This is a genomic window from Clostridium sp. TF06-15AC, from assembly GCF_003481165.1.
Taxonomy (GTDB): domain Bacteria; phylum Bacillota; class Clostridia; order Lachnospirales; family Lachnospiraceae; genus Otoolea; species Otoolea fessa.
Genome location: NZ_QUKS01000001.1, coordinates 302,587 through 314,502 on the forward strand (window position 1 = coordinate 302,587; position 11,916 = coordinate 314,502).

Consider the following 11,916-nt stretch of genomic DNA (forward strand, 5'->3'; position numbering starts at 1 on the left):
CTATTACTGATTTTTTTACCTTGCCTTGCATTTTTCATATCATACAGATTTAAAATTTGAATACTTTTAACGATATTTTGAATTTTTAGAATTAAACATTTATTAAAACAAACTTATCTTCTCTGAAATTGATATCATCCAAAAGAGATGGGAGTCTTCTTAACTGAGATAAAAGAAATTCTACTTGAATTTGATTTGAAATTAAGTGACTGTGAAGGTACTGAACAGTTACGAAATTAAAATAAATAGATTTGAATTATGAAATCAGATTTACCAGATCTAAAATAGATATCTACTCTTTCATTATATATAGACCTGCGGCAGAATGCAAGCCAAAACAGCTTAGAACTATGACACATTGTGCGTGAACGTTACTGTTCACGCATGTGTGAACAGTAACACGTGAACAAAAACAAAAGCTGCTGCAAAATGCTAACATATAACATTCTGCTGCAGCTTTTTGTTTTTAATCTATCTCTTTAAATAAAATCTTCTCCCAGCTTCTCTGCCGCCGCGCGTGCAATCTGCTCCGGCGTGATCGGAAGCTCATAGAATCGTTTTCCGACTGCATTGTACACCGCATCAGCAATCGCCGGAAGCGGCGTGTTGATAACAATCTCGCCGATCGACTTTGCTCCGAATGGACCAGATGGCTCATAACTGCTCTCAAATTCAACGTTTAAATGTCCATAGTCAATCCGGGTCGGAATCTTATACTGCATCAGGGAATTTTCACGCACACCACCCTGTGCATTGCGGGTAATATTTTCCGTCAGCGCCATGCCGATTCCCTGCATCAGACCGCCCTCAACCTGCAGGCGGGACAGATTCGGATTGATCGGTGTACCGCAGTCTACCGCTGCCGCATAATTAATAACGCTGGTTTCGCCTGTCTCCATATCAATCTCAAGCTCAACCGCACCTGCCATAAACGGAGGCGGGGAAATGTGGGCGGTTCTCGACTCGGTTACCTCCAGCGGAATTTCATGCCCGTACATGGACGCCGTTGCGATATCAGCCAGAGCGATCTTCTTCGTCTCATCCCCGGCTTTTTCGGTTGTGAATACCTCTTTTCCGTCAAATTCCACTGCATCCGCCGGGACGCCCAGAAGTTCTGCACCCAGTTTACAGATCTGCTCACGCAGGCGCAACGCACACCGTTCGGTCGCTTTTCCGGTCAGATAGGTCGTACTCGATGCATAAGAACCTGAGTCATACGGGGATGAATCCGTGTCCGCGCCCAGCACCGTGATCGCGTCGATTGGGCATTCCAGCACTTCCGCCGCAATCTGCGCCAGAATCGTGTCACAGCCGGTTCCCATATCTGCCGCTCCGAGCGACAATGTATAGAACCCTTCGTCGTTGACTTTGAGACGGGCACTTCCGACATCCATCGCCGTGATTGCCGATCCCTGCATCGCCATACCCATGCCGACGCTGCGGACCTTGCCATTGCCCATGTCACGCACCGGATATTTGTCTTCCCAGCCGATCATCTCACGCACTTTTTTTACACAACGGTCGAGTGCGCAGCTTGTATTAACCTGATTATAATATGCTGGCATCAGATCGCCCTCTTTAACCATGTTTTTCAGGCGGATCTCAAAGCGATCCATCTGAATCTGGTCTGCCAGCTCATTGACCGCCGACTCGATCGCGAAAAGTCCCTGTGTCGCACCATAGCCACGGTACGCGCCTGCCGACATGATATTCGTGTAGACAACATCGCTGATAAACCGGAATGCCTCAACACTTCCATACAACGGGATCGATTTGTGTCCTGACAGTCCAACGGTTGTCGGTCCATGCTCGCCGTAAGCACCGGTATTGGACAATGTGTAAAGATCGATGCCGCGGATCGTGCCGTCCTTCATCGCGCCCAGACGCACATGCATCTCCATCTCATGGCGCGGCGAAGACGCCGTCTGTGCCTCCATCCGGCTATAAATCAGCTTCGACGGTTTTTTCGTCATCCAGGTAACGAATGCCGGATAGACTTCACAGACCGCCGTCTGCTTCGCACCAAAACCCCCGCCGATTCTCGGCTTGCTCACGCGCACCATCGACTTCGGGATATGAAGCGCATTTGCCACGATTCTGCGGCAGTGGAACACGATCTGCGTGGAACTTAAAATATTTAATCTTCCGTAGGTATCGATCGAACAATAGGTACGGAATGTCTCCATCATCGTCTGCTGGCACGGCTTTGTGTGGTATACATGATCAATCACGATGTCGCAGTCCTTTAAAACCGCCTCGACATCCCCGTTGCCGCACTCATCGTGCGCGCAGAGGTTGCGCTTGTTGTCTGCGCCGACCGGAGCAAGACTCTCCCAGTTGTCCTCTGGGTGAACCAAGATCGGGTTGTCCTTTGACGTATGGAAATCCAGAACCGGCTCTAAGACTTCATACTGTACCTTGATCAGGCGGAGTGCTTTATCGACACATTTTTCATCTTTTCCTGCTACAATCGCCACGATATCGCCCTGAAAACGGACATGGCGGTCGATCAGGAGACGGTCATACGGGCTCGCCTCCGGGTATGTCTGCCCCGCCTGTGTGTAGCGCTTTGCATCCTGCGGCACATCCTCCCAGGTATAAATTGCCTCGATGCCCGGAACTTTCATTGCGATCGCGGTGTTGATCGTTTTTACCATCGCATTCGCATACGGGGAACGCAGAAGTTTGACGATCAGGCAGTCCTGCGGCGCCAGATCATCCACGTAAACCGGCTGTCCGGTTACCAGCTGCATCGCATCTTTTTTTCGTACAGAAGTATTGACTACTCTCATTCTGCCGCCTCCTTCTGTTTTTCTCTCTTCCAGTCTAAAAATGCCAGAATGCCGCGAAGCTGTCCTTCATAACCGGAACAGCGGCACAGGTTTCCTGCCAGATATTCGCGGATTTCATCCTCCTCCGGGAACTCTTTTTCCCGGAACAGCGCCAGCGCATTCATGATAAAGCCCGGATTACAGAAGCCGCACTGTTCGGCTCCCTGATCGGCAATGAATGCGCCAAATTCTTTTGCCTCCTCCTGGAGTCCTTCCAGCGTCGTCACGCTGTGACCGTCCGCCCGCGCCGCCAGCACGGAACAGGAAAGCACTGGTTTTTCATCCAGAAATACGGTACAGAGTCCGCAGTTTGCCGTCTCGCAGCCGCGCTTGACACTGTAACAGCCCTGACTGCGTACCAGATCAATCAGAAGCGTATCCGGTTCAATCTCCGGGGAAATCTTCGTTCCATTTAGAGTAATCGTTATCTGCATCATATGTGAATCTCCTAATATTCATACTGTTATACGATCATTTTATTGTCCTATTTCGTTTAGCACTCTTCCAGCACACGCACCGCCCGCTTTATCAGAACACCGGTTAAATGTTTCCGGTATTCAGCGCTGCCGCGCATATTTGAAGACGTCTGAACCTGATCACGGATCCACTTTGCAAGACAGGCTGCTTTCTTCCCGGTCTGCGTCTTGTCCTGACTTTCTCTGGTATCGGCATCCGCATCTGCTTTTGTTTCAGCCTTTTGCTTTTCCTCTATAAGCGCCTGTATTGTCTCCGCTGATGCCTCGAACAACACAGCACGCCCCGGACGCGCACCGATGCTAAAACGATATGCTCCATCCGCCCGTTTCGCCGCTGCACAGGTCAGCACTGGAAAATCAGTCTGCGTATTCCGCACGGACTGGTAGTGATATACGGCTTTGTCTTTATGGACAATTAATTTAACTAAAATGTCCCGGCCGCCGATCTGTTTTGCAAATTCCACCAACGGCATCCGTCCAGCTTTGTAAAGTTCCACTTCGGTGTCCATCGCCAGGAACATCGTCAGGACATCTGAAAATCCAAATCTGCCATAGATACTGCCTCCGACTGTCGCCAGGTTCCGAAGCTGCACGCCGACGATATGGCGCACCGACTCGCGCATGGCACCGTCTGTGTATGCCGCCAGTCCCGGATGTTCTTCCAGCTGGCGCAGGGTAACCATCGCGCCAATCTCAAACGCATCCTCTGTCTCCTCTATCTGATCCAGCCCCAGCCCTGAAATATCAATCGCGGTTCCTACATTGCCCCGGCTCATCTTCAGCCAGATCATACCGCCTATCACCCGGTTCGCTTTTTTCTGATTCAGCTCCCAGGCTTCCTCCAGGCTTTCTACCCGTTTATATTCTCGAATCGTCATCATAGGTTTTTCCTCTTTTTCATCTATTTCTTAAATAACAAAATTATCCATCTTTTATTATAGCATAAAACATGGTATAATTCCGTTGTTATTTTTAAAATACAACGAGGCCCCTTTTTCCAGAAAAGATTAGGAGGATTTGACAAAACTATGAAACCATCCATCCGTACCTACCTCTGCAATGACGAAAACCATCGTTTCTTTGGCGAAGGTCCTCGTCAGCTTCTTCATGCCATCGATGAAACCGGCTCGCTCCGCTCCGCCGCTCTGTCCATGAATATGGCGTATACAAAAGCACTTCGGATTATCCGCTCCGCCGAAGCCACGCTTGGATTTCCACTGACCGTCCGCACCACCGGCGGAAAAGGCGGCGGAGGCAGCCAGATGACGGCGGAGGCAAGGGAGTTTCTAGCTAAGTATGAGGCATATCGGGATGCATGTACGGAGAGTGGGCAACAATTATATGAAGAATTTTTTTGCAGGCGGAAATCTGTTTTTTTCTCTTCTGGAACACAAACGCCCTCTTTCACTTGTTTGCAAAATTCAAACGAGGTCCGGATCGCCTGCATCATCATGGCCTCTGGTCTTGGAAAACGTTTCGGCTCAAACAAGCTCATGGCTTCGTTCCACGGTGCTCCGCTCATCCACTCGGTTCTGGATGTGACCGGTTCTGTTCCGCTCTTTGCCGATCGTCTCGTTGTGACGCGCTCCCGGGAGGTTCACGATTACTGTCAGTCCCTGGGAATTCCGGTGCTGATTCATACACTTCCCAATCGGAACGAGGCGCTCTGCCTGGGACTTACACACATGTTAAAAAGGCACCCGGATTTATCAGGCTGTCTCTTTGCACTCGGCGATCAGCCGCTTCTGCGTCCACGGACACTGGAACGGATATGCCGGCGCTATCTCGAATGCAAAATATCACCAGGTCACTCTGAATCTGTTTTCCCAGATTCTGATTTTTCCATTTTGAAATCAAAATTGCCTCAGAATTCAGGAATTGCAGAAAAATCACCGATTGTACAGCTCTGCAGCATCCAAATGACGGCTTCTCCCGAACCTTCCGTCTCAACCACCGTCGGAAGCCCGATTCTCTTCGACCGGGCATATTTTGACGAACTGCTCCATCTGCCGGAAAAAGCTGGCGGAAGCCATGTTCTCCGCCAGCATCCGGACGTTGTCCAGTATGTGACTGCCGAAGTGCCGGAGGAATTGATGGATGTAGACACGCCGGAGGAGCTCAAACGCCTGGAGAATCTGGTAACAATCGAATAAAACTATAAGGACTGACATCACACATGCAGCATGATGCCAGTCCCTTTTTATCCATCTACGTATCACTTTCAGCCATACATTCCATATTTTATAGATGGATCTTATATTTTTATGTACCTATGACCTTTTTCTAATCTTCCTATTTCTTACGCCTCATCCTTCGGCAGCAGCACATTCAGGATAATCGCCATGAAAGCTGCCGGAACGATACCAGATCCGCCGAATACAAGCTGAATTGCTTCCGGCATCTTGGAAAGGATGGTTGCATGTGCACCCATGCCGTAACCAACACCCAGTGCAACAGAGACGATGGTCAGGTTGCGTGAAGTCATCTTCTCTTTCGTGATAAGCTGAATACCGCTAACTACGATCGAAGAGAACATCATAACCGCTGCGCCTCCCAGTACCGACTGCGGCATGATCGAAACGATCGCACCCAGCTTCGGAATCAGACCGCACAGAATCAGGAATACCGCGCCGGTTGCAAGTGCCATGCGGTTGACTACCTTTGTCATTGTAACCAGACCTACGTTCTGGCTGAACGAAGTGTTCGGAAGAACACCGAACAGCGCCGCAATACTGGAACCAAGTCCATCGCAGATAACGCCGCCGGAAAGCTCTTTATCGGTCGCCTCACGGTCCATACCGCCCTCAACGACACCGGAAATATCTCCGACCGTCTCAACAGCGGTTACAATAAACATGATAAGAACCGGCAAAATTGCGCGCATATCAAAGACAATTTTAACCGGGATGATCGGCGGAATGCTGATCCAGCTTGCCTGTGCTACCTTATCCCAGTTTAATACCCATGCTTTGGTATATTCGGTTCCGTCCGCTGCAATGCCCGTGTGCGGAAGCACCAGACCCATGATGAATGCTACCGCATAACCGGCAATAATTCCGACCAGAATCGAGGAAGAACTTAAATATCCCTTCGTTCCGTGCTTCACTGCCAGAATCACAATCAGGACAAAAATAGCAAGCAGCATATTTTCCATGGAACCAAAGTCCTGCGCCGAGCTGCCGCCGCCGAAGGAATTGACGCCGACCCCGATCAATGACAGACCAATCGAAAGAACGACCGTACCTGTTACGACCGACGGGAAAAATCGGCGAAGCGGCTTTAAGAAGCATCCCAGCACACTCTCGAACAGACCGCCGATGATCGAAGCACCCATAATGGCGCCGTACGCTAAAATACCGCCGCCCATCGTAGCCGCCACGCTGTTGAATACACCGATGAAACCAGAGCTGGTTCCCATGATAATCGGAACCTTGCCGCCGACCGGACCAACCGAAAATAACTGCAGCAGCGTGATCAGTCCCGCCACCAGCATCGCATTCTGCAGAAGCTCGATCTGCAGCTGTGCCAGATCGTTTCCGCCCGTGATACCACAGGCGCCTGTGATGATCAGAAGTGGTGTCAGGTTACCGACAAACATCGCAAGCACGTGCTGCAGTCCCAGCGGAATCGCCTGTTTTAACGGCATCTTCGCCTCAAACTCATAGGCAGGTCCCGTAAATTTCTTTTCATTTTCCATAGATTTTCTCTCCCTGTACCCAATTTAAAACTACCTTTTTACACAGTTTCCAAAACATTCTCAATTATAAAAAAAAGCATATGAACTGTAAAGATTGTTTTTTCATTTGTATATTATTTTTCATTAAGTAAGTTATAAGTATTACTTATAACTTACTTACCCAGTCCACAATATCACCAAATACCTCTTCCCGGTTGATCTCATGAAACAGTTCATGCCTTGCCCCCGGATAAAGTTGCATCGCCACATTGGTACATCCGGTTTCTTGCAGATCTTCCATCGTGCGCCGCACACCGCGTCCGCCTTCTCCGACCGGGTCCTCCTCTCCCGATATCAGCAGAATCGGCAGATTTTTCGGAATTCCATCAAAGCCTCTCTTCCGCTTCAAATCCAGCATGACCTGGAAAAAATCGACGAATGCCCCATCGGTAAATAAAAACTGGCAGTATGGATCCGCCTCGTATTTTTCATCCTCCTCCGTCACGCGCGACAGCCATTGATGTTCCGTTTTTCCTTTTTCAAAATAGCGGTTATAGCTTCCAAGAACCAGCTGGTGCAGCCGCTCATTTCGTCCATTTCTTCCTTCCAGCCACGCTGCCGCTGCCACGACGGTTCCGCCCAGCCACAAAAGTGGTTCCGGCTGGCTTCCGGTTCCCATGAAAATTGCGCCGTCCAGCCATTCTCCATAATGCGTGATAAAACGGCGTCCAAAAAACGAACCCATGCTGTGCCCCAGAAGAATATGCGGAATGCCCTGAAACTTGTGTTTCGCAAAACGTGCCACCTGCGCCATCGCACCGTTCACGCGGCGGACACCATTTTTCTCCGCGAACTCGCCCAATTCCCCTGGTTTTGCTGTCCGTCCATGTCCCGGATGATCGTGCCCGATGACCGCAATCCCCGCCCGGTTCATCGCCTGTGCAAATTCTTCGTATCTGCCAATGTGCTCGATCATACCGTGCGCCACCTGAATGACCGCCCACGGTGTTTCCTCCGGCTCCCAGCAGATGCCATGGATTCTGCCGCTCCCATCCTGGAATGGAATATAAAAATCTTTGCCCTGTGCCATCCTGATTTCCCCGCTTTCTAAACGCTATATCAAATTATCTCTCTCAACATTGCCTGAAATATTTTTTATTTTCCTGTTTTATTGAAGCATATAATTTTCAGATCCTTTTCATATACAGGATACCACAAAAACACTCTATTATACGATTTTCCCCCTTAAAAAAAGAATGTGCCTTGTTGTGTAATAGGGAATTCCAAGGAATTTCCTATTACACAACAAAAGCTCCATCTTTCGACGGAGCTTCTGCAGTCATACGTTTTATATATCGTATGTCATATATTCATGAATCAGTGATTCATTAGTTGTTTGTATACAGAGTAACGAGCTTGTTCAGGTACTGGTATCTAGCCTTTGCCTCTTCCTCGTTCTTTGCATCCAGCGCGCCGGCTCTATCCGGATTCTTCAGAGCCAGAGATGCGTAACGAACCTCACCCTTTAAGAATGCCTGGTAGTCACCTGTCGGTGCCTTGCTGTCCAGAGTGAACTTCTTGTCCTCTGCAGCCGGATTGTAACGGAAGTTGTGCCAGTAACCGCACTCTACTGCCAGTTTCTCCTCAGTCTGAGCCTTATCCATACCCTTCTTGATACCGTGGTTGATACACGGAGCGTAAGCGATGATTAAGGACGGACCCGGATATGCCTCTGCCTCAGCAAGAGCCTTAACAGTCTGAGCATAGTCAGCACCCATGGAGATCTGGGCAACGTATACATAGCCGTAACTCATAGCGATGGAAGCAAGATCTTTCTTCTTCACATCTTTACCGCCTGCAGCGAACTGAGCAACCGCACCGGTCGGAGTAGCCTTGGAGGACTGTCCGCCTGTGTTGGAGTAAACCTCGGTATCGTAAACCATGATGTTGATATCCTTACCGGATGCCAGTACGTGGTCTACACCGCCGAAGCCGATATCGTAAGCCCATCCGTCACCACCGAATACCCACTGGGATTTCTTGGAGAGGAAGTCTTTATTCTTAACAATGTCTTTGCAGATATCGCAGTCGATACCTTCCAGAGTTGCTACCAGTTTATCGGTAGCTGCGCCGTTCAGAGCACCGATTCCGAACGTATCAAGCCATTCTTTGCAAGCAGCCTTAACTTCTGCAGAAGCCTGGTCAGCAGCCATCACAGCCTCAATCTTACCCTTTAAGCCGTCACGGATAGCATTCTGAGCCAGAAGCATACCATAACCGAACTCTGCGTTGTCCTCGAACAGGGAGTTGTCCCAAGCCGGACCCTTGCCAGCCTTGTTCATGGTGTAAGGTGTGGACGGTGAAGAGTTGCCCCAGATAGAGGAGCATCCGGTTGCGTTGGCAATGTACATACGATCGCCGAACAGCTGAGTAATCAGTTTTGCGTACGGAGTCTCGCCGCATCCTGCACAAGCGCCGGAGAACTCAAGTAACGGCTGTTTGAACTGGCTTCCCTTAACGGTGGTCTCTTTATATTTATCAATAACATCCTGTTTGATCGGAAGTGTCTGGCCGTAATCAAAGCCCTTCTGAGCTTCTACGTTCTTCTCAAGGCTTACCATGGTAAGAGCTTTCTCACCCTTCTTGCCCGGGCAAACGTTAGCACAGGAACCACATCCGGTACAATCCAGTGCGGAGATGGTCATAACGAACTTGTACTCCGGCATACCGGTTAACGGCAGGGTCTTTGTTCCTTCCGGAGCTGCTGCTGCCTCAGCCTCTGTCATAGCGATCGGACGGATAGCTGCGTGCGGGCAGACATAAGAACAGAAGTTACACTGGATACAGTTATCCGGATTCCATACCGGTACGTTAACTGCGATACCACGTTTCTCGTAAGCTGCAGAACCGGACGGAGTTGTACCATCTACATAATCGGTGAATGCAGATACCGGCAGATTGTTGCCTTCCTGAGCATTAACAGCAGCCTGAACGGTATTTACAAACTTAACAACGTCAGCTCTTCCCTCTGTTGCGTGAGTCATATCAAGACCCTCGTCAACGCCGCTCTTCCAGCTTTCCGGAACCTGAACCTCTACAACGTGCTGAGCACCTGCATCGATAGCAGCCCAGTTCTTCATAACAACGTCTTCACCCTTACGGCCGTAGGTTGCCTTTGCAGCAGCCTTCATCAGTTCGATCGCTCTCTCCTCCGGAATAATATTTGCCAGCTTGAAGAATGCGGCCTGAAGGATGGTATTGATACGGGTCGGACCCATACCGGTCTCGATACCCAGTTTAACACCGTCGATGGTGTAGAATTTAATCTTGTGGTCAGCGATGAACTTCTTAACCTGTCCCGGTAAGTGCTGCTCCAGCTCTTCCATGTTCCATGGGCAGTTTAACAGGAATGTACCGCCGTCAACCAGTTCCTGAACCATGTTGTACTTACGGATGTAAGCTGGGTTGTGACAGGCAACAAAGTTTGCCTTGTGGATCAGGTAGGTGGATTTGATCGGTTTATGACCGAAACGAAGGTGGGACATTGTAACACCACCAGATTTCTTGGAGTCATAATCGAAGTAAGCCTGTGCGTACATATCGGTATTATCGCCGATGATCTTGATAGAGTTCTTGTTTGCACCTACAGTACCGTCGGCACCAAGACCCCAGAACTTACAGTTTACAGTTCCTTCCGGAGTGGTAACAAGCGGTGCGCCAAGCTCCAGGGAAAGGTTGGTAACATCATCTACGATACCGATGGTGAACTGTTTCTTGGTTGTGTTCTCATATACAGCTACGATCTGAGCCGGTGTGGTATCCTTGGAACCAAGTCCGTAACGACCTGTGAAGATCGGAGTCTGATCGAATTTTGTACCCTTTAATGCTGCTACTACATCAAGGTAAAGCGGCTCGCCAAGGGAACCTGGCTCTTTGGTGCGGTCTAATACGGAAATCTGCTTAACTGTATCCGGAATAGCATCTACCAGTGCGCTGGCTACGAACGGACGGTACAGGCGAACCTTTACAACGCCGACTTTCTTTCCAGCTGCTACGAGGTAATCGATCGTCTCCTCGATGGTATCGTTGACAGAACCCATTGCAATGATAACGTGCTCTGCATCCGGAGCGCCATAGTAGTTGAACAGCTTGTAGTCTGTGCCAATCTTCTCATTGACCTTGTCCATGTATTCCTGAACAATCGCCGGAAGTGCATCGTAGTACGGGTTGCAAGCCTCTCTTACCTGGAAGAAGATATCCGGGTTCTGAGCAGAACCGCGCTGACACGGGTGGTTCGGGTTCAGTGCATTCTTACGGAATGCATCGATTGCATCCATATCTGCCATATCTTTCAGATCTTCATAATCCCAGGTCTCGATCTTCTGAATCTCATGGGATGTACGGAAACCATCAAAGAAGTTAATGAACGGAATCTTGCCCTTGATGGATGCCAGATGTGCAACCGGGGTTAAATCCATAACTTCCTGTACGCTGGATTCACACAGCATCGCGCAGCCTGTCTGACGGCACGCATAAATATCAGAATGGTCACCAAAGATGGATAACGCATGGCTGGCCAGTGCACGAGCAGAAACATTAAATACGCCCGGGAGCTGCTCACCTGCAATCTTGTATAAGTTCGGGATCATCAGAAGCAGACCCTGGGAAGCGGTGTACGTGGTTGTCAGCGCACCTGCTGCCAGAGATCCGTGTACTGCACCTGCTGCACCTGCCTCAGACTGCATCTCTGTAATCTGAACTGTGTGGCCGAAAATATTGGTTCTTCCGTCTGTTGCCCATTCATCGGTAGCCTCAGCCATCGGAGAAGAAGGGGTAATCGGATAGATAGCTGCCACGTCGGTGTATGCGTAAGAAGCATGCGCTGCTGCGTGGTTTCCATCCATGGTTTTCATCTTTCTTGCCATAATGAATA

General features: G+C 49.5%; 7 protein-coding genes. 1 reads left to right on the plus strand and 6 read right to left on the minus strand.

Translation table 11 applies throughout. The features are described 5' to 3' along the window. Nucleotides 1-479: 479 nt before the first annotated feature. From DXC57_RS01400 to DXC57_RS01410, 3 genes are read right to left on the minus strand one after another with little or no spacing between them, the layout of a single operon-like run. On the minus strand, nt 480-2,792 hold the full coding sequence (locus DXC57_RS01400) for a molybdopterin cofactor-binding domain-containing protein (RefSeq protein ID WP_118468604.1): 2,313 nt from the start codon (nt 2,790-2,792) through the stop codon (nt 480-482). Beyond that, a complete protein-coding gene (locus DXC57_RS01405) occupies nt 2,789-3,265 on the minus strand; it encodes a (2Fe-2S)-binding protein (protein WP_107000403.1) in 477 nt (158 codons plus the stop codon). Before DXC57_RS01405 ends, DXC57_RS01400 begins: the two co-directional genes overlap by 4 nt. 59 nt (nt 3,266-3,324) lie before the next feature. Next, nucleotides 3,325-4,188 (minus strand): FAD binding domain-containing protein, encoded by an 864-nt coding sequence (locus DXC57_RS01410; RefSeq protein ID WP_117795471.1) that lies wholly within the window; start codon nt 4,186-4,188, stop codon nt 3,325-3,327. A 147-nt stretch (nt 4,189-4,335) separates the two neighbouring features. Here DXC57_RS01410 and DXC57_RS15395 point away from each other — a divergent pair, with 147 nt between their 5' ends. Next, nucleotides 4,336-5,460, plus strand: coding sequence for an NTP transferase domain-containing protein (locus tag DXC57_RS15395; protein WP_182457183.1), 1,125 nt, complete (start codon nt 4,336-4,338; stop codon nt 5,458-5,460). A gap of 146 nt (nt 5,461-5,606) precedes the next feature. Here DXC57_RS15395 and DXC57_RS01420 read toward each other — a convergent pair whose 3' ends face one another. The 3 genes from DXC57_RS01420 to nifJ form a co-directional block, all read right to left on the minus strand. Continuing rightward, nucleotides 5,607-7,004, minus strand: a complete 1,398-nt coding sequence (locus tag DXC57_RS01420) for a nucleobase:cation symporter-2 family protein (RefSeq protein WP_118650845.1) — start codon at nt 7,002-7,004, stop codon at nt 5,607-5,609. A 145-nt stretch (nt 7,005-7,149) separates the two neighbouring features. After that, nucleotides 7,150-8,073, minus strand: a complete 924-nt coding sequence (locus DXC57_RS01425; RefSeq protein ID WP_118650847.1) for an alpha/beta hydrolase — start codon at nt 8,071-8,073, stop codon at nt 7,150-7,152. Between the two features lie 298 nt (nt 8,074-8,371). Further along, complete coding sequence (nifJ, locus tag DXC57_RS01430; protein WP_118650849.1) at nt 8,372-11,908, minus strand: pyruvate:ferredoxin (flavodoxin) oxidoreductase; 3,537 nt, start codon at nt 11,906-11,908, stop codon at nt 8,372-8,374. Nucleotides 11,909-11,916: the final 8 nt, after the last annotated feature.

Coding starts and splice junctions, on each gene's coding strand:
- DXC57_RS01405 (WP_107000403.1), bottom strand. CDS start 3,265: ATGCAGATAACGATTACTCTAAATGGAACGAAGATTTCCCCGGAGATT.
- DXC57_RS01425 (WP_118650847.1), bottom strand. CDS start 8,073: ATGGCACAGGGCAAAGATTTTTATATTCCATTCCAGGATGGGAGCGGC.
- DXC57_RS01410 (WP_117795471.1), bottom strand. CDS start 4,188: ATGATGACGATTCGAGAATATAAACGGGTAGAAAGCCTGGAGGAAGCC.
- DXC57_RS01420 (WP_118650845.1), bottom strand. CDS start 7,004: ATGGAAAATGAAAAGAAATTTACGGGACCTGCCTATGAGTTTGAGGCG.
- DXC57_RS01400 (WP_118468604.1), bottom strand. CDS start 2,792: ATGAGAGTAGTCAATACTTCTGTACGAAAAAAAGATGCGATGCAGCTG.
- nifJ (WP_118650849.1), bottom strand. CDS start 11,908: ATGGCAAGAAAGATGAAAACCATGGATGGAAACCACGCAGCAGCGCAT.
- DXC57_RS15395 (WP_182457183.1), top strand. CDS start 4,336: ATGAAACCATCCATCCGTACCTACCTCTGCAATGACGAAAACCATCGT.